The 26,556-nt window shown below is 63.4% G+C and carries 26 protein-coding genes and 4 tRNA genes; 9 read left to right on the top strand and 21 right to left on the bottom strand.

What is annotated here, in order from left to right; translation table 11 throughout:
* Positions 1-175: 175 nt before the first annotated feature.
* From ACERHN_RS17780 to ACERHN_RS17770, 3 genes are all read left to right on the top strand, one after another.
* Positions 176-532 (top strand): hypothetical protein, encoded by a 357-nt coding sequence (locus tag ACERHN_RS17780; protein ID WP_415920352.1) that lies wholly within the window; start codon positions 176-178, stop codon positions 530-532.
* 93 nt (positions 533-625) lie between these two features.
* On the top strand, positions 626-1,780 hold the full coding sequence (locus ACERHN_RS17775; protein ID WP_415920351.1) for an aromatic ring-hydroxylating oxygenase subunit alpha: 1,155 nt from the start codon (positions 626-628) through the stop codon (positions 1,778-1,780).
* Positions 1,777-1,995 carry a hypothetical protein gene (locus ACERHN_RS17770; RefSeq protein WP_415920350.1) on the top strand — a complete coding sequence of 73 codons (219 nt, stop codon included), beginning with the start codon at positions 1,777-1,779 and terminating at the stop codon, positions 1,993-1,995. Before ACERHN_RS17775 ends, ACERHN_RS17770 begins: the two co-directional genes overlap by 4 nt.
* A gap of 99 nt (positions 1,996-2,094) precedes the next feature.
* Here ACERHN_RS17770 and ACERHN_RS17765 read toward each other — a convergent pair whose 3' ends face one another.
* From ACERHN_RS17765 to ACERHN_RS17735, 7 genes are all read right to left on the bottom strand, one after another.
* Positions 2,095-3,519 (bottom strand): amidase, encoded by a 1,425-nt coding sequence (locus ACERHN_RS17765; protein ID WP_415920349.1) that lies wholly within the window; start codon positions 3,517-3,519, stop codon positions 2,095-2,097.
* Positions 3,516-4,190, bottom strand: coding sequence for a hypothetical protein (locus tag ACERHN_RS17760; RefSeq protein ID WP_415920348.1), 675 nt, complete (start codon positions 4,188-4,190; stop codon positions 3,516-3,518). The genes ACERHN_RS17765 and ACERHN_RS17760 overlap by 4 nt, the downstream gene beginning before the upstream one ends.
* Positions 4,191-4,281: 91 nt before the next feature.
* Positions 4,282-5,406, bottom strand: coding sequence for a peptide chain release factor 2 (gene prfB / locus ACERHN_RS17755; RefSeq protein WP_415920347.1), 1,125 nt, complete (start codon positions 5,404-5,406; stop codon positions 4,282-4,284).
* 132 nt (positions 5,407-5,538) lie between these two features.
* On the bottom strand, positions 5,539-8,046 hold the full coding sequence (locus tag ACERHN_RS17750; RefSeq protein WP_415920346.1) for a penicillin-binding protein 1A: 2,508 nt from the start codon (positions 8,044-8,046) through the stop codon (positions 5,539-5,541).
* A 127-nt stretch (positions 8,047-8,173) separates the two neighbouring features.
* Positions 8,174-8,824, bottom strand: a complete 651-nt coding sequence (locus tag ACERHN_RS17745) for an N-acetylmuramoyl-L-alanine amidase family protein (protein ID WP_415922763.1) — start codon at positions 8,822-8,824, stop codon at positions 8,174-8,176.
* The gene (locus ACERHN_RS17740) at positions 8,794-9,381 is read right to left on the bottom strand and encodes an AMIN domain-containing protein (RefSeq protein WP_415920345.1); all 588 of its coding nucleotides are present in this window, start codon (positions 9,379-9,381) and stop codon (positions 8,794-8,796) included. The genes ACERHN_RS17745 and ACERHN_RS17740 overlap by 31 nt, the downstream gene beginning before the upstream one ends.
* Positions 9,382-9,442: 61 nt before the next feature.
* Positions 9,443-10,585 (bottom strand): pyridoxal phosphate-dependent aminotransferase, encoded by a 1,143-nt coding sequence (locus tag ACERHN_RS17735; RefSeq protein ID WP_415920344.1) that lies wholly within the window; start codon positions 10,583-10,585, stop codon positions 9,443-9,445.
* Positions 10,586-10,607: 22 nt separating this feature from the next.
* On the opposite strand from ACERHN_RS17735, the gene ACERHN_RS17730 reads away from it, so the two are divergent.
* The 3 genes from ACERHN_RS17730 to ACERHN_RS17720 are packed head-to-tail and all read left to right on the top strand — an operon-like array spanning position 10,608 to position 13,488.
* Positions 10,608-11,945 (top strand): M48 family metalloprotease, encoded by a 1,338-nt coding sequence (locus ACERHN_RS17730; RefSeq protein WP_415920343.1) that lies wholly within the window; start codon positions 10,608-10,610, stop codon positions 11,943-11,945.
* A 2-nt stretch (positions 11,946-11,947) separates the two neighbouring features.
* On the top strand, positions 11,948-12,691 hold the full coding sequence (locus ACERHN_RS17725; protein ID WP_415920342.1) for a DsbA family protein: 744 nt from the start codon (positions 11,948-11,950) through the stop codon (positions 12,689-12,691).
* Positions 12,688-13,488 (top strand): isocitrate lyase/PEP mutase family protein, encoded by an 801-nt coding sequence (locus ACERHN_RS17720; RefSeq protein ID WP_415920341.1) that lies wholly within the window; start codon positions 12,688-12,690, stop codon positions 13,486-13,488. The genes ACERHN_RS17725 and ACERHN_RS17720 overlap by 4 nt, the downstream gene beginning before the upstream one ends.
* 72 nt (positions 13,489-13,560) lie before the next feature.
* On the opposite strand, the gene ispG is transcribed toward ACERHN_RS17720, so the two are convergent.
* From ispG to hemA, 3 genes are all read right to left on the bottom strand, one after another.
* Positions 13,561-14,691, bottom strand: coding sequence for a flavodoxin-dependent (E)-4-hydroxy-3-methylbut-2-enyl-diphosphate synthase (gene ispG / locus ACERHN_RS17715; RefSeq protein WP_415920340.1), 1,131 nt, complete (start codon positions 14,689-14,691; stop codon positions 13,561-13,563).
* A 78-nt stretch (positions 14,692-14,769) separates the two neighbouring features.
* On the bottom strand, positions 14,770-15,969 hold the full coding sequence (locus tag ACERHN_RS17710; protein ID WP_415920339.1) for a helix-turn-helix domain-containing protein: 1,200 nt from the start codon (positions 15,967-15,969) through the stop codon (positions 14,770-14,772).
* A gap of 115 nt (positions 15,970-16,084) precedes the next feature.
* Positions 16,085-17,308, bottom strand: a complete 1,224-nt coding sequence (hemA, locus tag ACERHN_RS17705) for a 5-aminolevulinate synthase (RefSeq protein WP_415920338.1) — start codon at positions 17,306-17,308, stop codon at positions 16,085-16,087.
* A gap of 270 nt (positions 17,309-17,578) precedes the next feature.
* On the opposite strand from hemA, the gene ACERHN_RS17700 reads away from it, so the two are divergent.
* Together ACERHN_RS17700 and ACERHN_RS17695 are read left to right on the top strand one after the other, a co-directional pair.
* Positions 17,579-18,949 carry a M20/M25/M40 family metallo-hydrolase gene (locus ACERHN_RS17700; protein WP_415920337.1) on the top strand — a complete coding sequence of 457 codons (1,371 nt, stop codon included), beginning with the start codon at positions 17,579-17,581 and terminating at the stop codon, positions 18,947-18,949.
* A 31-nt stretch (positions 18,950-18,980) separates the two neighbouring features.
* Positions 18,981-19,865 (top strand): alpha/beta fold hydrolase, encoded by an 885-nt coding sequence (locus ACERHN_RS17695; RefSeq protein WP_415920336.1) that lies wholly within the window; start codon positions 18,981-18,983, stop codon positions 19,863-19,865.
* Here ACERHN_RS17695 and ACERHN_RS17690 read toward each other — a convergent pair whose 3' ends face one another.
* Complete coding sequence (locus ACERHN_RS17690) at positions 19,866-20,738, bottom strand: glycosyltransferase family 2 protein (protein ID WP_415920335.1); 873 nt, start codon at positions 20,736-20,738, stop codon at positions 19,866-19,868.
* 78 nt (positions 20,739-20,816) lie between these two features.
* Here ACERHN_RS17690 and ACERHN_RS17685 point away from each other — a divergent pair, with 78 nt between their 5' ends.
* On the top strand, positions 20,817-21,572 hold the full coding sequence (locus tag ACERHN_RS17685; RefSeq protein WP_415920334.1) for a hypothetical protein: 756 nt from the start codon (positions 20,817-20,819) through the stop codon (positions 21,570-21,572).
* Between the two features lie 13 nt (positions 21,573-21,585).
* On the opposite strand, the gene ACERHN_RS17680 is transcribed toward ACERHN_RS17685, so the two are convergent.
* The 10 genes from ACERHN_RS17680 to ACERHN_RS17635 form a co-directional block, all read right to left on the bottom strand.
* Positions 21,586-21,662, bottom strand: a tRNA-Asp gene (locus ACERHN_RS17680).
* 39 nt (positions 21,663-21,701) lie between these two features.
* Positions 21,702-21,778: transfer RNA gene (locus ACERHN_RS17675), tRNA-Asp, on the bottom strand.
* Between the two features lie 64 nt (positions 21,779-21,842).
* Positions 21,843-22,352, bottom strand: a complete 510-nt coding sequence (locus tag ACERHN_RS17670) for a GNAT family N-acetyltransferase (protein WP_415920333.1) — start codon at positions 22,350-22,352, stop codon at positions 21,843-21,845.
* Positions 22,349-23,287 (bottom strand): pirin family protein, encoded by a 939-nt coding sequence (locus ACERHN_RS17665; protein WP_415920332.1) that lies wholly within the window; start codon positions 23,285-23,287, stop codon positions 22,349-22,351. Before ACERHN_RS17665 ends, ACERHN_RS17670 begins: the two co-directional genes overlap by 4 nt.
* A gap of 86 nt (positions 23,288-23,373) precedes the next feature.
* On the bottom strand, positions 23,374-23,622 hold the full coding sequence (locus ACERHN_RS17660; RefSeq protein WP_415920331.1) for a hypothetical protein: 249 nt from the start codon (positions 23,620-23,622) through the stop codon (positions 23,374-23,376).
* 82 nt (positions 23,623-23,704) lie between these two features.
* Positions 23,705-24,415 (bottom strand): helix-turn-helix transcriptional regulator, encoded by a 711-nt coding sequence (locus ACERHN_RS17655; RefSeq protein WP_415920330.1) that lies wholly within the window; start codon positions 24,413-24,415, stop codon positions 23,705-23,707.
* Positions 24,416-24,680: 265 nt separating this feature from the next.
* Positions 24,681-24,756 (bottom strand) — tRNA-Val (locus ACERHN_RS17650).
* Between the two features lie 47 nt (positions 24,757-24,803).
* The gene (locus tag ACERHN_RS17645) at positions 24,804-25,370 is read right to left on the bottom strand and encodes a histidine phosphatase family protein (RefSeq protein ID WP_415920329.1); all 567 of its coding nucleotides are present in this window, start codon (positions 25,368-25,370) and stop codon (positions 24,804-24,806) included.
* Between the two features lie 73 nt (positions 25,371-25,443).
* Positions 25,444-25,518, bottom strand: a tRNA-Val gene (locus ACERHN_RS17640).
* Positions 25,519-25,581: 63 nt separating this feature from the next.
* Positions 25,582-26,106, bottom strand: a complete 525-nt coding sequence (locus ACERHN_RS17635; RefSeq protein ID WP_415920328.1) for an HU family DNA-binding protein — start codon at positions 26,104-26,106, stop codon at positions 25,582-25,584.
* Between the last annotated feature and the right edge of the window lie 450 nt (positions 26,107-26,556).

Raw genomic sequence — 26,556 nt, 5'->3', positions numbered from 1 at the left:
CTATACAGACACTGTAACGGACGGTCGTGACGCGGAATAGCATCACAGCTGACGTCAAAATGCAACCGCACGATAATCACGCAGACACAAAATGCAAGCGTACGTTGCCGTGTTTGCCGTGTATTCTAACCTCAGAATTGAGTTTTATGTCAGCGCCCCAACTCAAGGTGGAATAATGATCGGCGTAATATTGTGGAGCGATCCAGCAGCGGAAAAGGCTGTAATCTGGTGCGAAGACCATGGTGATCTCGCGTTTCTGTCACGACCCGATGCAGTACAGCTGCCGGAAGGCTTTGTTGATGTGGGCGATGTCGTCGAATTCGATATTTCGGCCCGCAAGAACACGCGTCTGGCAAAGAACGTGACGGTCGTATCCGAATCCAAAGGAACTGACCTTGTGGAGCAGCTGAAGTCCGCACCACCGCCGCCCGCCATGCAGGCGTCCCACACGGCAGAGGTCATCCCCTTTCGCCTGGACGCACCGATCCGCCGGACTGCGCCAAACGCGCCACAGGTGCAACGCCGCGGCTGAACCGCATGTCGGCAATGGCAAAGTCGGGTCGAAATTGAACAAGCCGACCCGCCACATATCGGCCTAGTCTCGCTGTAAACCTGCGAGGCTGCCATGACACACTCAACGCTCTCTTCCGTCCGTCAACCGATCAACACGGCGCATGGGCTGCCCAATGCGCATTACACCGATGCAGCGGTCTACGATGAAGAGCGCACTGCACTTTTGATGTCGGAATGGGCGGGACTGGCGGTGACCGCCGATGTGCCCGAACCCGGCGACGCCCACCCCATTGATTTTGTCGGCATGCCGCTGCTTTTGTTGCGCGACCGCGCCGGGGTCGTGCGGGTGTTCCACAACATCTGTCGGCATCGCGGCATGATCCTCGTGGATGCACCGCGCAAGATCGAAGGCGCGCTGCGCTGCCCCTATCACAGCTGGTGCTACAGCACCGAAGGACGGCTGGTGTCGACGCCCCATGTGGGCGGACCGGGGCAGAACACGGCGCAAGGCATTGATCGCGACACACTCGGCCTGATCGAGGTGCGCAGCCATATCTGGATGGGCGTCGTCTGGATCAACCTGTCCGGTGATGCCGCCCCGTTTGAGGATCATCACGCCGATCTGCTGGCGCGGTGGTCCGAGTTTGACAAACCGCTCTATCATGGCGGTGCCGACAGCCGGTTCACGCTGGATGTGCGCTGCAACTGGAAACTGGCGGTCGAGAATTATTGCGAAAGCTATCATTTGCCGTGGGTGCATCCCAGCCTGAACACCTATTCGCGGCTGGAAGATCACTATCATATCGAGGAAGCGGGCCGGTATTCCGGTCAGGGCACCCATGTATATCGCCAGTTGAACGGCCCCGAAGGCCAGCGATTTTCCGACTTTGACAATCTGTCGGACCGCTGGGACACGGCGGCGGAATATATCGCCGCCTACCCCAATGTGCTGCTGGGCGTGCACCGCGACCATGCATTCGCCATTGTGCTGACACCCAAAGGACCGGACCGGACGCAGGAACAGATCCACCTGTTCTACACCGAACCGGACACCGATCCGGACCTGCGCGCGCGCAATACCGAACAGTGGAAGCAAGTCTTTGAAGAAGACATCTTTGTCGTCGAGGGGATGCAGCGCGGGCGGCACGCACCTGCGTTCGACGGCGGCCGCTTTTCGCCGGCGATGGACGGGCCGACGCATCTGTTCCACGACTGGGTCGCAGGCCGGATGCAGCATCACCGCGCGCAGGCCCAAGCCGCCGAATGAACCCCGCACTGGAGGCGCAATTGCTGGAAGCGCACGCGCGCGATGACCGCGCGGCGATGGTCGCCCTTTACCGACAGGCGGCGGATGCGGTTGAGGGGGATGCGCGTGGGTTCTTTTTGACGCAAGCCTATGTCTTTGCACTGGAAACGGCGCACCCGGATGCAGGGGCGTTGCGGGCGGCATTGGTCGCCATGGGCCGCGAAGTCGCGGATTGAAGCGAAATACAAAAAACTCGCAACATTCTGTCTCACGTAACCCGTTGAAATCTTTGATTTCAGGCAGGGTGACGTGGTGCGGTTTTTTGTATTTCTGCTTTAGAGCAGCGGGGGACGCCGGTTCGGCCAGTCGGTCGCCTGATGCCACGCCTCCGCCAAGTGCAACAGCCGCGCATCACTGCCCCGGGGCCCGATCAGTTGCAGCCCCATGGGCAGATCATCCGGCTCGCCAAAGCCCACGGGCACAGCGACCACCGGCAGGCCAATCAGGCTCGCCGGGGCAACAACCTCCATCCAGCGGTGATACGTATCCATGGTCACGCCCGCGATCTCCGTGGGCCAGTTCAGGGTCACGTCAAAGGGCCACATCTGGGCCGTCGGCAGCGCAAGCACGTCATAGGTGTCAAACAGCGCCGCAGCCGCCTTGAACCAATCGGTGCGGATCACGCTGGCCGCGTGCACCGCCATCGCGGACAGGGACAGGCCTTGCGTGATTTCCCAGTGCGCCTGTGGGTTCAGCCGATCCCGCTGGGCCGCGTTGTGATAGAGCGGCGCAAGCCCGCCCGCGACCGCAAAGCTGCGCAGGTGAGTCCAGGACTGCCACAACGCATCACGATCAAACGGCGCGTCCAGCGCATCCACCGCACATCCCAGCCCTTCGAACTGCACCAGCGCCGCGGCGCACAGGTCGCGCACCCCTGCCTCCATCGGCAATGCCCCGCCCCAGTCGCCGAGCCACCCGATGCGCAGAGGCGGCACGTCGCCATCCATCTGCGGCAGGCTTGGGGGCTGATCCAGCCCGTGCGGCTGCCGGGGATCCGCCCCGGCCATGGTATCAAGCAGTGCCGCGAGGTCCCGCGGGCTCCGCGCCATCGGCCCGTTGGTGGACAGTTGATGCAGAAACGCATCCCCCTGCGGCTCCGACGGCACCAGCCCCCAGCTTGGCCGCATCCCATAGATATTGTTCCACCCCGCCGGATTGCGCAGCGACCCCATCATGTCGGACCCGTCCGCAACGCTCAGCATGCCGCACGCCAATGCGACACCTGCGCCCCCGGACGACCCACCCGCGCTTCGGCTCAGGTCATACGGGTTGCGCGTTGGGCCAAAGACCGGGTTCGTGCTGTGCGATCCAAGGCCGAATTGCGGCGTGTTCGTCTTGCCAATGATCAGCGCCCCGGCGGCACGCAGCCGCGCCACCATGATGTCATCCTGCGCCGCCACCTGCCCTGCGAAAATAGGCGACCCCATCGACGTGGGCAGACCTGCAGCGTTCGCCAGGTCCTTGATCGCAATGGGAATGCCGTGCAACCACCCGCGCCGTGCGCTGTTGTCCGCCGCGCGCGCCTCTGCCATCAAGGCATTGCGATCGCGCAGGGAAACAACGGCGTTTACATCGCCGTTCACCGCATCAATCCGGTCCAACGTGGCCTGCATCAACTCGGACGCGCTCAATGCCCGATCCGCAAGCGCCTGCGACAGCGCCAATGCCCCGCTCCCCGGTCCCAGAGCGTGCGCACTCATGGTGCCATGCCACAGGCCGGCGGGCGCGGCGTGCCACGATCCCCTGCCCCGTCAAAGGTATACCAACCGCCGCCATAGGCGATCAACCAGACCTCAAAGGCCAGCCATGCGTTCACATGGGTGCCGCCCGTGATCTCATTCATCACGGCAAACCCATCTGCGTCCAAGACTGTCGCCCCGTTCCGGCACGGCGTTTGCGGTCCGACCGCGCGAATAAACGGGTCGAACCAGCGCATGATTTCGTCATGGCTTGCCCGCAACGCCGCAGCGCCCGGCGCATCTTCGCAGCGCCCGGTGACAAGCTGCACACCGGGCGGCGTGGCCAGGATATCCGTGCTGAAAAACCGCAGATCACCGGATGCTATGCCAGCGGACACCAGCTTGCGATAGGCGTCTTCCGCCTCTGCCACGGTCCATCCCTTGGCCAACGGCATCCATTCCATGAACGTGCTCAGATCAAGGACACAGCCCGGCCCCTGCGCACCGGACCCATCGTCATATGGCACAAACGCACGCAGCACATCGGCATCGCGCAAGGACGGCGCATCCTGCGGAACGGGCGGCGCAATCGTACAGACATCTGGCCCCAACAGGGCCGATCCGCCGGGCATTGCCACCGCCTGCCCCGCGTCCACCAATGCCGCGACATCAACGCCGGACGCCGCATCCACGACGCAGCCGCGATCCGCATATTGGTCAAACGTATCAGATGTTTGTGCAAACGAAGCGCCTGCACAGAGCGCGAGCAAAAGGGCCAGTGCCCTAGTCACCCTGCGCTTCCGCACGGCTCTTGCCGCTGACATCCATGGCCAGCGTTGCGGCCATGAACCCGTCGAGATCGCCGTCCAGCACACCTTTGGTGTCGGACGTCTCGTGGTTGGTGCGCAGGTCCTTCACCATCTGGTAGGGCTGCAGAACATAGGACCGGATCTGATTGCCCCACCCGGCATCACCCTTGGCCTCATGAGCGGCGTTGATATCCGCCGTGCGCCGCTCCAACTCCAACTGATACAGGCGGCTCTTGAGGGCCTTCATCGCGATGTCCCGGTTCTGGTGCTGCGATTTCTCGGAACTGGTCACGACGATGCCTGTCGGGTGGTGCGTGATCCGCACCGCCGAATCCGTGGTGTTCACGTGCTGCCCGCCCGCGCCCGAGGACCGGTAGGTATCGATGCGGATATCGGCGGGGTTCACCTCGACCTCGATGTTGTCATCGACCACCGGATAGACCCAGACCGAGCTGAAGGACGTGTGTCGCTTGGCCGCGCTGTCATAGGGCGAGATGCGCACCAACCGGTGCACGCCGCTTTCCGACTTGAGCCAGCCATAGGCGTTCTGCCCGGTAATCTTGTAGGTCGCGGATTTGATACCGGCCTCGTCACCGCCCTGTTCGGACTGCAACTCGACCTTGTACCCCTGCTTTTCCGCCCACCGCACATACATCCGCGCCAGCATCGACGCCCAATCGCAGCTTTCCGTGCCACCGGCACCCGCGTTGATTTCAAGGAACGTGTCGTTGCCATCGGCTTCACCATCCAGCAGCGCTTCAAGCTCTTTCTGCGCGGCCGTGTCGCGCAAGGTCTTGAGCGCGGCTTCGGCATCGCCCACAACCTCTGCGTCTTCTTCCATCTCACCCAGCTCGATCAGCTCGATATTGTCTGCCAGATCCTGCGTGATACGGGCATGCGTCTCCATCGCGTCCACCAGCATCTGCCGCTCCCGCATCAGCTTCTGGGCGGCGTCCGGATTGTCCCAGAGGTTCGGATCCTCGACCCGGGCGTTGAACTCCTCAAGCCGGTGCTGCGCGGTGTCCACATCCAGCCGCTGCGCCAGCAGATCCAGCGATTTCTCAATCTCTTCAACGATATTCTGAACTTCGGCGCGCATGGGGGTCTTCCTCTTACAGACCTACCGAATAGCCCATGGTCCACAGGGTCACAAGACGCGCAACGCCACAGGGATGGCGGGTGGGGCGTCGTGGCCGGGCGCACGCCCGGACACGCGCGTCACCTGACATACTTAATAAAGACCACCCGAGCTGAGCGTGCCGAAATTGGCCTTGTTGCCGACAACGGCCTTTTTCCCGGTCGACGTGGTCACTTGCCGTGCACCCCCGCCCGCCTGTTCAAAAAGCGGCAGGTCCGCGCCCATGGCAAAGCCACCATCAAAGGTGATGCCAAAGATCGGCTCTTCGCCCTCGCGGAAACACTCCGCCACGACATTGTCGCCCGACGCCTCCGCGCTCAGGCGCGACCCGGTGAACCGGTCGATCTTCTGGAATTCACATTGCTCCGGAACCTCGAACTGGCCACCGCCGTATTTCTGGATCGCCTCGGCCATGAAATCGGCAAACACACCGCCACAGGTCCGACCGCTCGACACCGACCCGCCCAAGGGGCGCGGTTGGTCATAGCCGATATAGCAGCCCGCAACGATGTTGCTGGAAAAGCCCACGAACCAGACGTCCTTGGTGTCATTGGTGGTGCCCGTCTTGCCCGCAATCGGCACCGGCAGCTTGATTGACCGGGCCGTCCCGCGATCCACCACACCCTTCATCATCGACGTCAGCTGATAGGCCGTGACCGGGTCCATCACACGTTCCCGGTTCGACACGATCTCGGGGCTGAAACCGGGATCAAGGCTCGCCAGCCGCGTGCAATCCGCACATTCACGCTCATCATGCCGGTACACCGTGCGGCCAAAACGGTCCTGCACGCGGTCCACAAGCGTCGGCTTCACCCGCTCACCACCATTGGCGAACATCGCATAGGCAGACACCATCCGGTAGAGCGTGGTTTCCTCCGCCCCGAGCGAGTTGGCGAGGAACGGGCGCATCCGGTCATAGACGCCGAATTCATCGGCGTAGCTCGCCACGACATCCATCCCGACCTCTTCCGCCAGGCGGATGGTCATCAGGTTCCTCGATTGCTCGATCCCGGTCCGCAGCGGCGTGGGCCCATAGAACTTGTTGGTCGAGTTCTTGGGCCGCCAAAGCCCCTGCGGCGTGTTCACCTCGATCGGGGCGTCGACCACGATGGTTGCGGGCGTATACCCGCTGTCCAAGGCAGCCGCATAGACAAATGGCTTGAACGAGGAGCCGGGTTGGCGTTTGGCCTGCGTCGCGCGGTTGAAAACCGAATGCTGATAGCTGAACCCGCCCTGCATCGCGATCACGCGGCCCGTGTTCACGTCCATCGCGACAAAGCCGCCTTGCACGCGCGGCACCTGTCGCAGGCTCCAGCGGATGAACGATCCGTCACTGTCAGCGGTCATGGCGCGCACATGCACCACGTCGCCCACTTCGAAATTGTCGAAAAAGTCGCCCTTGAGCCACTTGATGTCCTCGCGCGGCACAACTGCGGCAGGCTCATCCTCGGTCCAGCCTTCGATACCCATCTGCAACTGCTGATCCTCAACGGCCAGCACGACGGCGGGCCGCCACACACCGTTCAGGTCAATGTCACGCGGAACGGTCAGAGCGGGCAGCGCCGTCTGCCAGTTCTCAAGGTCATCGCCTTCCAGCTTTTTGCCGGTGCCGCGCCAATCGCCCTGCGCGCGGTCGTAATCCTCAAGCTTGGTGCGCAGCGCGCGCGCCGCCACGGGCTGCATCTCAGCGTCGATGGTGGCACGCACCGTGTAACCGCCAGTGAAAAACTCACCCTCGCCAAAATCCTCGGACAGCTGGCGGCGGATCTCATCGGTAAAGTAGTCGCGCGGCGGCAGTTCGGCCTTGAAGCTCTCGAAATCGCCGTTCTGCACGGATTTAAGCGGCATCGCCCGCTCGGCCTCGTATTGCGCCTCGGTGAGATAGCCGTTTTCCATCATCTCCTTGAGCACAAAGTTCCGGCGCGACAGCAGCCGGTCCTTGCGGCGGACGGGATGGAAATCCGAAGGTGCCTTGGGCAGCGACGCCAGGAACGCCGCCTCATGCGGCGCCAGATCGCTGAGTTTCTTGTTGAAATAGGTCTGGGACGCCGCGGCCACGCCATAGGAGTTCTGACCGAGGAAAATCTCGTTCATGTAGAGTTCGAGGATCTTTTCCTTGCTCAGCGCCTCTTCGACGCGGGCGGCGAGGATGATTTCCTTGATCTTGCGTTCCGCCTGACGGTCGCCGGACAAAAGGAAGTTTTTCATCACCTGCTGCGTGATGGTGGACGCCCCGCGCACATCCTGCCCGCGCGAGCGCACCGCGTCATAGGCGGCCGAGCCGATCCCGCGCAGGTCATAGCCGTCATGGGTATAGAAATTCTTGTCCTCGGCGCTGATGAACGCCTGCTTCACCAGATCCGGAATCGTATCCGCAGGCGCAAAGAGGCGGCGTTCCTGCGCAAATTCGTCGATGATCTGACCTTCGCCGGAATAGATTCGGCTGATCGTGGCGGGCTGATATTGTGCGAGGCTCTCATGGCTGGGCAAGTCGCGACCGTACATCCAGAACACCGCCCCGATGCTGAGCGCGATCATCATCGCGCCCATCGTAACGGTCGTGAAAATCCCGCCAAAGAAGGAAAGAATGAACCTGAACATGGCCGCCCGCCTTGTATGCTCTTGCTTGTGTGCGTTGTGCGTATTTCTTGAGCGGCAATATACGGCACCGCGCGGACATCGTCAAAAGGTCACGCGTGCGAAATGCCGCCGATGTGACCGCACCAGATCATTGCCGGATCAACGCACGGGTGGCCGCGTCACGGTCGCGCCAGGCCAGAATGCCGCTGGCCAGCGCCTCGACCATGACCGCGCGCCAGATCGGGTCGCGCAAGTTCGCCAGATCGCGCGCATCCGACAGGAACCCGACCTCTACCAGAACCGACGGGATGTCCGCGCTTTTGAGGACGGAAAACCCGGCCTCGCGCTTGGGCCGCTTGTTCATCGGCCCGCCCGCCTCGCGCATGGCGTCGATCAACGTGGTGGCCAGCGTGTCGGTGCGCGGCTTGGTCTCGGTCCGGGCGATTTCCATCAGCACGGTGGCCACTTCGTCATCCGCCCCGCTCAGATCGATGCCCGCCAGAATATCGGCCCGGTCGTGCTGGGCCGCGAGTTGCGCCGAAGCCGCGTCGCTGGCCTCCTCCGACAGGGTATAGACCGTGGCACCGCGCGCCTGCCCCTGGCTCAGCGCATCGGCATGCAGCGAAATGAACGCATCCGCGCCCACCTGATGGGCCAGTGCGACCCGCCCCGGCAGCGACACGAACACATCCTCATCACGCGTCATCACCACCTCGACCCCGCCCGCGCGGCGCAGCGCATCGCGCAGATCGCGCCCGATGCTGAGCATCAGTTCCTTTTCCGAGGTGCTTTCGCGCACCGCACCGGGGTCAATGCCGCCGTGGCCCGGATCAATGACGACGACAAACCCGTCCTCGACCGGGGGGGCGGCGCTGCGGCGGCCTGCACGCCCCATGCGGGGTCGTCCGGGCCGCGCGCCTTTTCCGCAAAGCGCGCCTCATCCACGGATTTGAGCACGATGGAAAACGTCGCGCGCCCGCTGCTGGCCTCGACCGGCATCCCGACTTCGACGGGCAACATCGGTTCGGCCAGATCCATCACCAGGCGTGACCAACCCGGACGGAACACGCCGAACCGGATCGCGCTGACACGGCCCGGCGCGTCCAGGATGTCGCGCGGAAGGATGCCTTCGAAATCGACCTCACGGAAATCAACGACCAGCCGCGCGGGCGCATCAAGAGTGAACACCCGGAACGGCACCCCCTGGCTCAGCGACAGGGTCAGTGTCGTGCGCCCGAACCAGCCGTCCTCGATCCCGCTTACCCCGGTGTCGACGCGCGCAAGGCCGCTGAGGTCCTGTGCCAGCGCACAGACCGCCGTGGTCCAGATCAGGAATGCTGCGAAAAGTGCCCGCATGTGTGCCCGTTCATTTTGAGCGCAGCATAGGCCAAGGCCGCGCCGCGCGGTATCCCCCGTTTCACCGGTTGGCCATGAAATCCGCCAACCGCTGCAACCCCTCGGCAATGTCGTCGGTACTGCGCGCATAGGAAAAGCGCAGCGTCTGATGCCCGCGCACCGGGTCGAAATCCAGCCCCGGCGTCACCGCAACACCGGCCCGGTCGAGGATTTCCGCGGCCAGTGCGCGGCTGTCATCGGTGATGGCGGACACATCGGCATAGACATAGAACGCCCCATCAGGCGGCGCGATATTGGTGAACCCGGCCTTTGGCAGGCCCTCCAGCATCAGCTGGCGGTTGGCGCGGTAGACATCCATGTTCGCCTCAAGCTCGTCGCGCGCATCCATCGCCGCGAGGGCTGCGACCTGGCTGGCGTGCGGGGCGCAGATGAACATGTTCTGCGCCAGCCGTTCGATGACACGCACATGGTCCTGCGGCACCACCATCCAGCCCACCCGCCAGCCGGTCATCGAGAAGTACTTGGAAAAGGAATTGATCACATAGACATCATCGCTGACCTCCAGCGCGGAGACCGCTTTGGCCTCGTATTCGATGCCGTGGTAGATCTCATCACTGATGAACGCCGCCCCTGCCCCCTGCGCCGCGTCGATCAGCCACGCCATGGCGTCGCGGTTCAGCATCGTGCCCGACGGGTTCGCGGGCGACGCCACGAGCAGCCCCGAAAGGTCCTGCCCCGCCAGATCGTCCGCCACCGGTTGCAGCCGGTTTTCGGGCGCGGTCTGCAGGTCCACCGGGCACAGGCCAAGCGCGCGCAGGATTTGGCGATAGCTCGGATAGCCCGGCGCACCGATGCCCACCCGATCGCCGCTGTCAAAGAGCGCGTTGAACGCCAACAGAAATCCACCGGATGCGCCGGACGTGATCACCACCCGCGCCGGGTCCAGATCAACGCCGTACCACTCCCCATAGAGCCGTGCGATGCGCGCGCGCAGCGCAGGCAAGCCCAATGCCACCGTGTACCCCAGCGGCCCGTCCGCCATCGCAGCGCCCAATGCGCGGATCGCCGCCTGTGGTGCGCCGGTGCCGGGTTGGCCGACTTCCATATGAATTATGTGGCGCCCGGCATCTTCGGCGGCGCGTGCCGCCTCCATGACATCCATCACGATGAAGGGATCGATGTCGCTACGGGTTGAGGTTCGCATGGGGTCTCCTATGATCCTTGCCATGACCTTTCATCGGCTTCTGTTGCAGGCGTCAATCCTGCTTTTGCTCTGCACGCTCGCCCTGCCCGCCCGCGCGGTCACTCTGCTGCGGGATGCGGATATGGAATACGCGCTGGCCCAGGTCGCGAGCCCGATCCTGCGGGCGGCAGGGCTGAGCGCGTCGGGGACCAAGATCCTGGTGGTGAACGATTCCTCGCTGAACGCTTTTGTGATCGGCAATGACGCCATTTACATCCACAGCGGCCTGATCGCGCGCATGGACCGGGCCGCGATGTTGCAGGCCGTCATCGCGCATGAGGCAGCCCATATCGCCAACGGCCACATCACCCGCCGCCTCACGAACCTTGGCGCGGCGCGCAACGCCGCCACGCTGGGCACCGCGCTTGCCATTCTCGCCGGTGCAGCCAGTGGCAGCGGTGAGGCGGCAGCGGGCCTTGCCATCGGCGCGCAAAGCACGGCGCAACGCCGCTTCTTTGCCCATACCCGCGCCGAAGAATCCTCTGCCGACCAATCCGGCCTGCGGTATATGCGCAGCGCAGGTGTGCCGGTGTCCGGCATGCTCGACGTGATGCAACTCTTCCGCGGTCAGGAAGCGCTGAGCGTGGGGCGTCAGGACCCATACGTCCGCTCCCACCCGCTCAGCCGTGACCGTCTGCGCGCCATCGAAGCCTTTGCCGCAGCATCTGCACGTGCGGAGACCGGCGGGGCCACGGCGGCGGATTACTGGTTCCTGCGGGCCAAGGGCAAGTTGACCGCGTTTCAGCGCCGGGGCAGCTGGACCCTGCGCCGCCTGAACGAAAGCGGCGCACAGGACATCGCGTATATGCGCGAGGCCATCGCCCGGCACCGCAATTCCGACACCAAACGCGCTGTGAACGCGATCAACAACGCCATCGCCCTGCGGCCGCAGGACCCGTTCTACTACGATCTCAAGGGCCAGATCCTGATGGAATCGCGCCAGTTCAACGCCGCCGTGAACGCCCACGCACAAGCGGTCCGACTGCGCCCGCGCGACGGTCTGTTGCAGGCCAGCTATGGCCGCGCCTTGCTGGCCACCGACAACACCCGTGCCGCGTTGCAGGCGCTCGAACGCGCGCGCCGGGTCGATTTCCGCGACGGTTCCATGCTGCGCGACCTGAGCGTCGCCTATGCCCGCACCGGGCAACGCGGCATGGCGTCGGTCGTGACTGCGGAACGCTTTGCGCTCCGCGGGCGGCTCGAAGACGCCGCCATTCACGCAAAACGGGCCACCGGGCTGCTGCCCGAAGGATCCGGGCCTTGGCAACGTGCGCAGGATGTGCTCCTTGCCTCCGAACGTGCCGCCAGAAAACGGAGATAAAGATGTTGCGCAACACCCTGTTCGCGATTTTGACCTTGGGCCTTGCCCTGCCCGCGTCTGCGCTCGACCTGACCCAGATGACCAACGAAGAACGCGCGATCTTCCGCGAAGAGGTCCGGGCCTATCTTCTGGCGAACCCGGAAGTGATCATGGAAGCCGTCGGCGTGCTCGAACAGCGCGAAGCGGCAGCACAGGCACAGGCCGACCTGAGCCTCGTGTCCGACAACGCGGCAGACATCTTTGAGGACGGCTACAGCTGGGTGGGCGGCAACCCTGACGGCGATATCACCCTCGTTGAATTCCTCGACTACCGCTGCGGGTTTTGCAAACGCGCCCACAGCGAGGTCGCCAAACTGCTCGAAACGGATGGCAATATCCGCCTGATCGTCAAGGAATTCCCGATCCTCGGGGAACAGTCTCTGCTGGCCTCGCGCTTTGCCGTCGCAACCAAACAGATTGCCGGTGACGCTGCCTACAAAGGCGTGAATGATGCGTTGATGGCCATGAACAGCGATGTGAACATGCGCACCCTGCGGCGTATGGCATCGACCTTCGGGCTCGACGCGGACGCAATCGAAGCGCACATGGACAGCGAGGCCGTCACCGAAGAAATCCGCCGCACCCGCGCGCTGGCGCAACGGTTGCAGATCACCGGCACGCCGACCTTCGTGCTGCAGGACGAATTGCTCCGCGGCTTCCTGCCCTTTGACGAGATGCAGGCGCTGGTCGACGAAAAACGCGGATGAGCACATTTCGCGACCTGCATGTCCCCGGTACACCGTTTGTGATGCCGAACCCTTGGGACGTGGGCAGCGCAGTGATGTTTCAATCCTTGGGCGCAAAGGCGCTTGGCTCCACCTCCGCTGGCGCGGCGTTTTCGCGCGGTCAGACAGACGGCGCGCTGTCGCTTGACCAAATGCTCGCCACAGCGTCCGATATCAACGTGGCCACGCATGTGCCCGTGTCCGCCGATCTGGAAAACGGCGGCGGCGACAGTCCCGAGGCCGCGGCCAAGGCCGTTGCACAGGCCGCACAGGCAGGGTTGGCCGGCGTCTCCATCGAGGATCTGGGCGATGCGCCCGGCGATCCAATCTACCCCTTCGACCACGCCGTGGCGCGCGTTGAGGCCGCCGTGCAGGCGGCGCGCACCCATGGCATTGTTCTGACCGCCCGTTCCGAAGGTCTGTTGACGGGCACCCTCACGCTGGAGGCGGTCTGCACACGCATCACGGCTTTTGCCAGGGCGGGTGCCGATGTCGTCTTTGCCCCTGGCCTGAAGGATGCAGACGACGTGCGCACCATCATGCAGGCCGCACAGGACACCCCGGTCAGTGTGCTGGTGGGCGCCGCCCACCCCGATTTGACGGTGCCGCATCTGGCATCGCTGGGCGTTGCGCGGATCAGCGTGGGCTCCGCGCTGGCGCGCGCAGCCTATGGCGCCGCCCTGTCGGTCCTGCGCGGCGCACTCACACAGGGCACGTTCGATTACGCGGACACCATGGCCCCGTTTTCCGAAATCGAAACGCTGCTGTCCAAAACCTGACGTCAAATTCAGGTGCGTGTGGGACGGTGGGCGGGGCGCCTTTGGCGCAGCCAAACAGCGCCGTCCGACCGTCTACTCGGCCGCCTGCGCCGCTGCTGCCGCCGCATCAAGCTCGGCGGCCTTTTTCTCGACCTGCTCCACGATGTGTTCGACCATCTTGTCGTTGTCCATCGCGTGGCTCTTGGCGCCGCCAAGATACACCATGCCACGGCCCGACCCGCCCCCGGTCCAGCCCACATCCGTCATCAGCGCCTCACCGGGCCCGTTCACGACGCAACCGATGATGCTCAGGCTCATCGGCGTCTTGATATGCGCCAGCCGGTCTTCCAGCGTCTCGACCGTCTTGATCACGTCGAACCCCTGCCGCGCGCAGGACGGGCACGAGATGATGTTGACCCCCCGGTGCCGCAGCCCCAGCGATTTCAGGATCTCATAGCCGACCTTCACCTCTTCCACAGGATCGGCCGACAGCGACACGCGGATCGTGTCGCCAATGCCCATCCACAACAGGTTGCCCAAGCCGATGGCCGACTTGATCGTGCCGGATGTCAGCCCGCCCGCCTCGGTAATCCCGAGGTGAATGGGCGCATCGGTCGCCTCGGCCAGCTGTTGATAGGCGGCGGCGGCCATGAACACGTCCGACGCCTTGCAGCTGATCTTGAACTCGTGAAAGTCGTTGTCTTGCAGGATCTTGATGTGGTCGAGCCCGCTTTCCACCATCGCGTCCGGCGTCGGCTCACCGTATTTCTCCAGCAGATGCTTTTCCAGCGAGCCTGCGTTCACACCAATCCGGATCGAACAATTGTGGTCGCGGGCGGCCTTGATGACCTCCTTGACCCGGTCCTCGGACCCGATATTGCCCGGATTGATCCGCAAGCAGGCCGCCCCGGCCTCTGCCGCCTCGATCCCGCGTTTGTAGTGAAAGTGGATGTCCGCCACGATCGGCACCGGGCATTCCGGTACAATCTCCTTCAACGCCGCCGATGACGCCTCGTCCGGAACGGACACGCGCACGATGTCCGCCCCCGCCTCTGCCGCCGCCTGTACCTGTGCGATGGTGGCCGCGACATCGGTGGTCAGCGTGTTGGTCATCGTCTGGACCGTGATGGGCGCATCGCCCCCCACGGGCACGTTGCCGACCATGATTTGGCGGCTTTCCCGGCGATAAATATTGCGCCATGGACGAATGTGGTTGAGCGACATGGGAACCCCGTCAAAGCCAATCAGCAGTTGTCAGGCAAAATAGACACACCCCGCCGATCCGGCAATGGGGTGCGGCGCTTATTCGCTGTCTTGTGTGACCGCCGCGCGGGCCTCGGCATAGCGGATCAGACCTTCGTCTGTGGACACATCCACCGGCAGATAGGTTTCCTTCAGGCCCGCAATCTCCAGCGGCAGGTTCGACGTCACCTGACCGGTATCGCCGACAGGGCCATAGAACTTGTCGTTCATGGCAAAGTAAATCGCGCCGCTTTCGCCGGTGCGCAGTGTCGGCGGCTCTTCGGTGAGCGGTGCATTCCAGGTGTCCCCGGCCTGCATCGTCGCCTCGAAAATCACGGTGCCATCCGCTGACCGCACCCGCACCCACGACGGACGCACGGCAACCATGGTCAGACCGGGCGACACTGTTTCGACCACCTGTGGCACGCCGGGCTGGCCAAGCGCTTCCTGCAAGGCGCGATCCACGCCCGCCACTGTCGTGTCGCGCTCTGGTGCGGCGAATGTGCCGCTTTCGCGCGGATCAAGCGTGGCAATCGGCGCATCCCGCGCCACCAGCACCGGCACATCCAGCGCCTGCGGGCGATAGAGCCGGTCCAGCGCATCTGCACGCGGTGTCTCGAGCGTCGGGCTGTCGGGCAGCGCCGCAGGCGCCACACCGTTCAACGGATCAAGGTCGGACAGCACAACCGGCGTTTGCTCAACCGGCGCAACCTGCACGCGCTGCACCTCTTGCAGAACCGCATACCCACCCCAGCCGATACCGCCAATCAGCGCCAGCAGCACCAAAGACGATCCGATGGCGCGCGGTTCGATCTGCGACCACACGGCTTCAGCCGCCGGCACAAACGGCGTTGCGGGGGCAGAAAAGATGTCTGCACCGGGCCCTTTGCTGCGGCGATCCTCGCGCGACGGCTTCTTGATCACCGACGCTTCGGCGGACATGCCATGCGCAACCTCAAACCCGCTTTCAGCGCAGAACGCGGCGAACGCACGGTCAGGATCCATGTTCAGATAGCGCGCATAGGACCGCACATACCCGGCAATAAAGCCGGGCGTATCGAACGCATTGGGATCACATGCCTCGATCGCAGCGATATAGCTCGCCTTGATCCGCAGTTCCCGCTGTACGTCCAGAAGAGATTTTCCGAGGGTCGCGCGTTCGCCGCGCATCACGTCCCCAAGGCGCAGTTCAAAGTCGTCAAAGCCCTTTGGCTCTGCGACCTCAATCTTGTCGGTTTTGTCGGTTTTACGCCCGATCATTCCCGCTGCCTCGTTCCGTCCCTGGTGACTACTATCGCACGCCACGCGATTCGCTTCACCGTGTTTGTTAGCGACTGCTTAACACATCGCAAGGCGATTTGCACATTTTGACGGTTCAGCCAGCGCTTTCGGCGCGGTTCAGCGCACAATGCGACCACAACTGGTCCATTGCCCGGACCAATGCGTCAATCTCGCCCGGACCGTGGACCGGCGATGGCGTGAACCGCAACCGCTCGGTGCCGCGCGGCACCGTGGGAAAGTTGATCGGCTGCACGTAGATACCGTGATCCTGCAACAGCATATCGCTCAACATCTTGGTATGGACCGGATTGCCCACCATGACCGGCACGATGTGGCTGCCATGATCGATGATCGGCAGGCCAAGGCCCTTGAGCCGCAGTTTCAACGCCTTGGCTTGCGCCTGATGATCCGCCCGCAGGTTTTCCGCCGTCTTCAGGAACGCAACAGAAGCCGCAGCTCCGGCAGCCACCGCAGGCGGCAAGGAGGTGGTAAAGATGAAGCCCGGCGCATAAGACCTTACAGCGTCACACATTTTTGCGGATGCCGCGATATAGCCACCCATCACGCCATACGCCTTGGCCAGCGTGCCGTTGATGATGTCGATCCGGTGCATCAGCCCGTCACGTTCCGCCACACCGGCCCCGCGTGGGCCGTACATACCCACGGCGTGCACCTCGTCGATATAGGTCAGCGCGCCGAACTCATCCGCCAGATCGCAAATCGCCTCGATCGGGCCGAAATCCCCGTCCATGGAATAGATCGATTCGAAGGCAATCAACTTCGGCGCGTCGGGGTCATCGGCGGCCAGCAGTTCGCGCAGATGCGCAACGTCGTTGTGCCGGAAAATCCGCTTGGCCCCGCCGTTCCGCCGCACCCCTTCGATCATCGAGGCATGGTTCAGAGCATCCGAGTAAATAATGAGGCCAGGGAACAGTTTGGGCAGCGTACTTAATGTTGCGTCATTGGCGATGTAGGCGCTGGTGAACAGCAGCGCCGCTTCCTTGCCATGCAGATCCGAGAGCTCCGCCTCAAGGCGTTTGTGATACACGGTCGTGCCCGAAATGTTGCGCGTGCCGCCCGACCCCGCACCGGTGGCGTCAATCGCCTCGTGCATGGCTTGCAGCACAATCGGGTTCTGCCCCATGCCCAGATAGTCATTGCCGCACCACACGGTGATAGGCTTTTGCGTGCCGTCCGGTTGGGTCCAGGTGGCGTGCGGGAACTGTCCCTTCTGACGCTCGATGTCGATGAACGTGCGATACCGTCCCTCATCGTGCAAGCGTTGCAGCGCGTGATCCAGTTGGTCTTCGTAGTTCACGTGACGATCCCCTTGATCCGTACCCGCAATAACCGCCACACGGCATCGCGAAACTCTTTAGAACGAATATAGACTGCCTGAGCACCGTTCAATGCAAATGACATGCGCGTCATGTCGCAGGCAGGCGCAGCAAAAGCACACATATCGCCCCCTCTGCCACATCCTTGCCCGCGCGCCCCGCCGCCTGCGTTGATCCAGATCAATTGCACCTCTGGACACTGCCCCGCACTCTGCGCACTCTGCCCGCAAACGACCCCCGAAGGAGCCCCCATGACCCTCGACGCCGTCCTGTCCCGCATCGACGCAGACATGCCCCAAGCCACGGAAAGGCTGCTGGAATTGCTGCGGATCCCGTCGATCTCGACCGACCCTGCCTTTGCCGAACATTGCCAGACGGCTGCGGATTGGCTGGTGGCGGATCTGGCCAGCATCGGTATTGCGGCCGAAAAACGGGACACGCCGGGCCATCCGATGGTGGTGGGTCATGTGGACGGCGATGGCCCGCACCTGCTGTTCTACGGCCACTACGATGTGCAGCCCGTGGACCCGCTGGACCTGTGGGACCGTGATCCGTTCGACCCGGAGGTGCAGGACACCGCAAACGGCCAGGTGATCCGCGCCCGCGGCGCATCGGATGACAAGGGCCAGTTGATGACCTTTGTCGAGGCCTGCCGCGCGTGGAAGGCGGAACACGGCACCCTGCCCTGCAAACTGACCTTTTTCTTTGAAGGCGAAGAAGAAAGCGGCTCCCCCTCGCTGGTACCGTTCATGCAGCACAACGCGGACGAGCTTCGCGCCGATCTCGCGCTGATCTGTGACACTGGCCTCTTCGAATCCCGTGTGCCGGCCATCGTGACGATGCTGCGCGGCCTGCTGGGCGAAGAACTCACCATCACCGCCCCCGACCGCGACCTGCATTCCGGCATGTATGGCGGCGTGGCGATGAACCCGATCCGCGTGCTGAGCCGTATCCTCGCATCCCTGCACGATGATACCGGGCGCATCACTGTCCCCGGCTTTTATGACGGCGTGCCCGAATTGCCCGACACCATCCGCAGCCAGTGGCAAGGGCTCGCCTTTGACCACGCGACCTTCCTTGGGGATGTGGGCCTGTCCGAACCTGCGGGCGAACAGGACCGCACCCCGGTCGAGATGATCTGGTCCCGCCCCACCTGCGAAATCAACGGGATCTGGGGCGGCTATACGGGCGAGGGGTTCAAGACGGTGCTGCCGTCCAAAGCCTCCGCCAAGGTCAGCTTCCGCCTTGTGGGCGATCAGGACCCGCACGCCATCCGCGAGAACTTCCGCAAGATGGTGCAGGACGCCCTGCCCGCCGATTGCACCGTTGAATTCCACGGGCATGGCGCAGGCCAGGCCTCCATCACCGAAACCGATGACCCCGCGTTCGAGGCTGCGCGCAAGGCGCTCAGTGATGAATGGGGTGTGCCCGCGGCCTATGTGGGATGCGGCGGATCCATTCCGATTGCCGGTCATTTCCAGAACATCCTCGACACCACCCCGATGCTGATCGGTTTCGGCAAGGACGATGACCAGATCCACTCGCCCAACGAAAAATACGACGTCGAAAGCTTTCACAAGGGCATCCGCAGCTGGGCCCGCGTGCTCGCAGCACTCACATGAAACGCAGCCCGATCAGACCCGAATGACGCCCATGTCTTCTTCTGGCGAAAAATACCACGGGGGTGCGGGGGCTGGCCCCCGCTCCGACGCGCACCACATCGCGCACGATATCTTCGGCAGCGGCCCTCCTGTCCTGCTGCTGCACGGTTTTCCGCAGACACGCGCGATGTGGCACGCCATTGCGCCGGCGCTGGCGCCATCCTTCACCGTGGTGACGGCGGATCTGCGCGGCTATGGCGCAAGCCACAAACCCGCTCGAATGACCGACATGAGCTTTCGCGAGATGGCCTCGGACCAGGTCGCATTGATGCGGTCGCTGGGCTTTGACCGCTTTCACGTGGTGGGCCATGACCGTGGGGCGCGCACCGCGCACCGTATGGCGCTCGACCATCCATCGGCGCTCTTGTCGCTGACGGTCATGGACATCATACCGACGCAACACCTTCTCGCCGATATGACGCACGAGATCGCGCGCGCCTATTACCACTGGCTCTTTCTTGCCCAGCCGTACCCCGTGCCCGAGACCCTGATCAACCACGACCCCGTCGCCTATTTCGAAGGCATCCTGACCGGCATTGGCGGCGATGCGGCGACGTTTTCACCGGACGCAATGGCCGCTTATCGGGCGGCGTGGCGCGACCCAGACGTCGTGCGCTGCATGTGCGATGACTACCGCGCCGCGATTGACGTGGACCTGGCGCTGGATACTGCGGACCTCGACCGGGCGGTCGATGTGCCGTCCCTCGTGCTCTATGGTGCCGACGGGATCATGGCGCAGCATTTCGACGTGCCCGCCACCTGGGCCCCCCGGCTCAACACGATGCAAAGCGCCAGCCTGCCGGGCGGTCACTTCTTTCCCGACACGCACCCTGCGGAAACGGCACAGGCGCTTGCGGATTTTCTCGGGACCGTCTGATCAGATCGCGCCGTTGAACCGTTCGGGCAGGAGGTATTGCAGGTCGTAATCCGGGCGGTCGAACTGGTAAAATCCGGTCTCCCCCCGCGGTTTGAAACTGCGCTGCATCCGCTTGCGCAGGAAACGCACGTCAAAATCCTCCTGCATCCGCAGCGCCTCGAACTCCTCGAACACGGCGCGGTCCTCGCCGCGCGCTTCGGCAAACCAGTGCCGGCCCACGGCCGCGTCCTTGATCGTGGAATTGAACGAATCCGTCACCGCATTGCGCTGATCCATGACGCCGGTGTAGACGCCGAAATCGCAGAATTTCAGGTGGAACAGGAACAGCGGCTCGGGTGTCAGCAATTTGTCGAACTGCGTGAAATGTCCGCCCCGCGCGATCTTGACCGCTGCCGACACGATACAGGGCTTTGAATAATGCGGGGCCGGACGGACATGGCGGCGTGGTCCGATGATGTGATCCTTGATCGGGGCATCCTCGACATCGACCCGGTGGATCACCTCCATCCCCAATGGCGTGAACACCTTGCCCTTGGGCGACTGGCGCAGAAACTCAGGCAGTGAGCCGTCAAAGCCCGGGTCCCACACCACAAGCTCATCAACATCGCCCACGATCACGTGCTTGTAATACTTGCGCAGCCCTTCCACGAGGTTGTTCAGCAGCTGCCAGCGCTTGACGTCGAAATTCTTGTGCGGATCGCCCGGTATGCCGATGATGTTGCACCCTTCGGCCAGCTTCGCGACCTCGTCCCCGCGCCCGTGATTGACCACATAGCAGTTTTCGCGGCCAAACATCTCACCGTAGTGGCGCAGCCACGCCTTGAGGAAAAACGCGTCATCGCGCACCATGGTGACAACGGCCACTGTTTGCATCTGTTAGGGTCCTGCTCGGGATCGTTGCACGCCACATTAGCCGATGATGCCACCGCTGAGAACGACAAAAGAGACCGCATGACCCTGCCTGCCGCCTTTGCCGAGACCGGATTTTTTGCCACCCGCGCCGGAGAGACCCCCGTCACACGGTTTCAGGTGCTGGGCGAGCGGTCGTCGGGCACGAATTTTGTCAAACGCCTGATCGGTCGCAACACGCCGCTGACGCCAACCGAAGGCCTGGGGTGGAAACACGGGTTTCCCCACATGATGGCAGTGCCGCGCGACATGGCGGTGATCTGCGTGGTGCGCCGCGCCGACAGCTGGGCACGCTCAATGTTCGACAAACCCTGGCACACAACGCCCGAGATGCAGACGCTCGGCTTTTCCGACTTTATCCGCGCGCGGTGGGACACGATCATCGACCGGCCCCGCTATTTCCGCGGGCTTGTGCCAGAGGGCAGCGTCGGCGCGCCCCTGCAACATGACCGCGATCCGGTGACGGGCCTGCCCTTTGACAACCTCTTTGCCCTGCGTCGGGCGAAACTTGCCCGCCTGCTGACGCTGCCTGCGCGCGGCTGTACCTGTGCGGTGTTGCGGATGGAGGACGCGCAGGCCGCGCCCGAGGCCACATTGGCGCAGCTGACATCCGCGCTTGGCGTCACCCGCAATGACACGTTCCGCCCGGTGGTCAAACGCCTCGGCTCCAAGTTCAAGCCGTCCGTCACCGACCGCCCCGACGCGCCCGCCGCATGGCCCGACGCAGACCGCCGCTTTTTGTCAGCCGCAGTCGATCCGGATCAGGAAGCGGTGCTGGGCTACAGCTATGTCACATGAGATTGGAAGAAAGTGGCGCGGTTGACGGGGCTCGAACCCGCGACCCCCGGCGTGACAGGCCGGTACTCTAACCAACTGAGCTACAACCGCGCATCGTGATCCTGTATCCCCAGAACCCAAGGTAAGCAGTGGCGCGGTTGACGGGGCTCGAACCCGCGACCCCCGGCGTGACAGGCCGGTACTCTAACCAACTGAGCTACAACCGCCCGCTGCGTTTCGCGGGTTTATGACCAGCCCCCGGACGGGTCAAGCGTCTTTTCCCACCCGTCCTCATAATTCTTGCGACAATGCGGTGAAATCGCCCCCGGAAAAGCGGACCGGGACCATGCGCACGGGATGCCCGAGCAACGTGTCGTCCACAGGCGCCGCTTCGACCCCGCCCAACTTGCGATAAAAGGCGCGGGCGCGCGGGTTGGCCGCGATCACGATCAGCCGCAGCGCTTCGGCCCCCTCTTTCGCCAGTGCCGCGCAGATCGCCCGCAGCAGGCTGGCCCCGACGCCACCGCTGCGCGCGTCCGGGTGAACATGCAAATTGTCGAGCAGCGGCACAGCCCCCCGTTCCACTGCACCAAACCCCAGCATCGCACCGTCTCGTTCCGCCACACGGATCAGCCGATCCGCCGGCCACGTGCCCCACCGGGCCTGCATCGTCGCATCAAGCGGTGCACCAAGGGCGTCCGCGGGCACAAACGGGCCATATGACGCGCGCCAACTGGCGGTATGCAACGCCCTGAGCGCCTGTGCATCGCCCGGAACGGCGGCGCGAACGGAATATGTCATTTGTCGGGGAGCGGGATGAATTCGTCCTCATCACCGGGCGGCAACTGGAACCGGCCATGGGCCCAGTCGCCTGCGCGCCACGCCTCCTTGGCGGCGTCAATGCGGTCCTGCGATGAGGCCACGAAGTTCCACCAGATATAGCGCGACCCTTCCAGCGTCGCCCCGCCCAGCAGCATCAGCCGCGCGCCTTGCGCCCCCGCCGTCAGGCCAAGCTGATCTCCGGGACGAAACACCATCATCTGACCTGCAGCAAATGTCTCGCCGCCCACGCTCACCTCGCCCTCAACCACATAGACGCCGCGGTCTTCGTGATTGTCGGGCAGCGGAATGCGCGCCCCCGCCTCGAGCACGGCATCGGCATAAAACATCTCGGAAAACGTCTGGACGGGCGCGCGCTCCCCCCAGGCATCGCCGAGGATCAGGCGCACTTCCTTGCCCTCGCCTTGCAGGAACGGCAGCGTGTCGCGCGGTGCGTGCTGGAAATCGGCCGGGTCGTCCTCGGCATCCTTGGGCAGCGCGACCCAAGTCTGAATGCCAAACAGGTTGTGCGGCTTGGCCCTGATCTCACCATCGGTGCGTTCAGAATGCGTAATGCCATGCCCCGCCACCATCCAGTTCACGGCGCCCGGTTCGATCCACTGATCGGTGCCGAGGCTGTCGCGGTGATGGATCTTGCCCTTGTAGAGATAGGTGACCGTCGCGAGACCGATATGCGGGTGCGGGCGGACATCGATCCCCTTGCCCGTGACAAACTCTGCCGGTCCCATCTGATCGAAAAAGATGAACGGCCCCACCATCTGCCGCTTGGGCGCGGGCAAGGCGCGGCGCACCTCGAACCCGCCAAGGTCACGCGCCCGAGGCACTATCACCGTTTCAATCGCATCAACGGCGTCGCCAATCGGACAATCGGGATCAAGGGCGGGGTTCCAGCTCATCTGCGTCTCCTGTGCGGTGTTACTGCGAAGATAACGGCAACCCGTGCACAGACAACCTCCACGGGCGGACAGACCCTGTGCGCGGATCAGGACATACGGTCTGCGGTCCCATCGGCGGCGCGCATCGATTGCACAACCCGGTCCAGATCCGCCGCAAACAGGATCAACTGTGCGACACGTTTGGCCTCGGTTGATTGCGCCAGCTCATAGGCCGCGTATTCCACCGCCGCCGCCGCAAAGGCCAGCGCCTCGGTCGCGCGTGTATCCTGCTGCAAATTGTCCAACGTGCTGAACATGGATTTTATGCGCTCCTCGCGCGTCAGTCCCTGGAACACGGCGTCCCTCCATCGCTACCTCGCGCGCACTGTGGCGAGAGGCGCAGGCGGCGTCATGTCACGTAACTGCGTGACACCGAGCCTATGGCACGATCAGACCCGCGCCAACGCCCTGAACCGCCGCCGTTGTCCGATCAGCGACGCCGAGTTTGCCAAAAATCCGACGCACTAGCGTGTCTACAGTGTGGGGAGACAGGCTCAGGATATCCGCAATGGTGCTGTTGGATTTGCCGCGCGCGATCCAGCGCAGGATCTGGCGTTCGCGCGGTGACAGGTCCCCCTGCTCGAGGCCAACCGGGTTCAGTTCGCAATAGCGCAGATGCGCGGCCTGCGCGACCATCTGAAACTCGATCACCTGTGCCGCGTCCGGAAAATGCTGCGGATCATCCACGCCCAGCCCGACATACCCGTTGCGCACACCCGGCCCGAACACCTGAAACGCCAACCCGTCACCGACCCCGGCCGCATCCATGTCCAGCAGGTATTTCTGCTGCTCTGCTGACAGGCGCGCCAGCGTGTTGATCTGTGACCAGCGGAACGCCTGGGTTGAGCTTTGCGCCAGTTCGGTGATCGGATCGACAAGGTAGAGCTTGCGCCGGATGTAATGGCAGGTCCACGCGTTGGAAAACCCGCTTGCCTGCACGGTCACGCTCTTGCCCGTCTGCATATCAGGTGACAGGTGGTGATAGCTGATTTTTTCAATGTGATGCGATCGGAAATAGTCGGACACCGTCTGCCACAGATGCTGTGTGTCCACCCGAGACCGGATCACATCAAAAAGCCCGTCCGCCATGTGTTTCACCCCAAGCGCGCCCCTGTCGTGACACGTCCCGGTAGAACCGTACAGCATCACCGGCGCAAAGCAACATGGCCAGCGTGCCGGGTACGGGCACGCAGCCGGTTCGCAGCGAAAAGCGGCGGTCATGCAAACAGGTGACGGCAACGGCGCGTGCACGGGGATGCCGCGATTGCCGCGCCCGCGCGTGGCCACATGAACGGGCGCGTTGGTCGAGCCCCATTCTGGACGCGCCATACCAAGCCAAAACAACTGGAGCGGATGGTGGGTCGTGAGAGGCTCGAACTCCCGACATCTTCGGTGTAAACGAAGCGCTCTACCAACTGAGCTAACGACCCGTTGCGACGCTTTTATGCCAACCCGCCCCGGCTTCGCAACCCTTCAGTTACAGCTGGCGGTGGGTGCCGTTTTCCACAACGTAAACAATGCCTTGCCCGCCCGGCAACGCACCAAGTGTCGGCGTCGGTTGGTCCAGAGCCACCGTCCGCAACATGCGCGAGGTGATGCCGTGGGTCACGCACAGCGTGGGCGCCGTCAAACTGTTCAGGAAATCGACACAGCGCGCGCGCAGTTTGGCGAACCCCTCGCCCCCCGGCGCATGTTCATAAAGCGCAAGCGGGCCATCAGGCGTATCCTCAAGAACCATGCCTTGCGGTGTCACCTCGGATCGCATACATCCCGACCACGCGCCCACCTCGATCTCGCGCAGACGGTCGTCGGTGCGCAGGAACGGCACCTGACGTGCCAGCGCAATGGCCGCAGTCTCGAACGCGCGGCCCTGCGGGCTGACCCGCACGTCAAAACCGCTGAGATCCAGAGGGGCCAACGCTTCCGCCAATTGCTGCGCCTGCGCCCTGCCCTTGGCCGTCAATGGCGAATTCAACGCCCCCTGAAACCGCCCTTCGGCGTTCCACTCGGTCTCGCCGTGGCGCATGACGTAAATCGGCTGCATGTGCTGCGTCCCTGTCCCGAAATTCCGTGCCCCAGAACCACGAAAGCGCACCCGGTTAGGGGTGCGCTTGCGATGGTGGGTGATAAGAGATTTGAACTCCTGACATCTTCGATGTGAACGAAGCGCTCTACCACTGAGCTAATCACCCAAAGCCCGCGCGTCTTACAAAAGCGCGCGGGTGCATGCAAGGGGCGTCTGCGAAAAACCGCGCCTATTCCGCGGCGGTTTTTGCGTCCGCTTCAAATTCCGGTGCGGTGTCTGGCGCGCCTGTGTCATCGTCGGACAGATCACGTGCCTGACGGATACGGGCAACGACCACTTTGCCTTCCGGCAATTTGCGTTCGCGGTTGATCTTGACCGTGCCAAAGGGTTGCAGGTTCAGGTCGCGGCTTTCCTGAAGTGCGAGGCCCATGGTGGACAGCGCCGCCTCCACCACCTTCTTCACCTCAGCCCGTTTCATGCCGGTTTTCTGCGCGACCGTGTCAAGCAGCTCCTTTTTCCGCAAGGCGGGTCCGGCAACGACCGGCTCCAGCTTGGTCACGGTGGCTTGCGCGGCGGGCGCGGCTGCTGCGGTGGCCGCTTTGGCCGCCTCCGTCACGCTGGTCGGTGCGGCCGGTTTCGTCGTCTTGGCGGTTGTCTTGGCCGGCGTCTTCGTCGCTGCGGTTTTCGCAGTGGATGTCTTGGCCTTGGTCGTCTTTGCCGTTGTGGTTTTCTTTGTGCTCGATCGGGCTGGCATCAATGGCCTCCTCATTGTTATCGCTGCAACTCTAAGACGTAGGCACAACAAAATCCAGTACTTAAGCCGGTCAGATGCCGCATCATGTTGAAAACTTGACCGAATATCCGGGCATTGACGACTGGTTCAGGCACCAAATGGGAACATCACACGATTGCAGGCCTCGCCTGCGCAAGCATCTTGGCCGCATCTGCGGCCATTGCAAAGACGGCGCGTCATCCTGCGGACCGGCGGGTCTGCTGACTTCCGGTGGCTCGGCTGCGGCATCCGCGCACGTGGTGAACAGCGATGCGCGCCTCAAAACGGATATCGACCGGATGGGCACGTCAGGCCCCGGAATTCCGATCTTCAGCGACCGATACGGCAATGCGCAGGATCTGTTCGACCTCGCGCAAAAAGCGCTGGCGCCGCTCAAAGGCGGGTACACCCCGTGGACGACAGCAACACCGA

This window comes from Tateyamaria rhodophyticola (assembly GCF_047777875.1).
GTDB lineage: Bacteria > Pseudomonadota > Alphaproteobacteria > Rhodobacterales > Rhodobacteraceae > Tateyamaria.
Note: the sequence above shows the minus strand (reverse complement) of the source record. Positions and strands in the feature narration are given on the sequence as shown.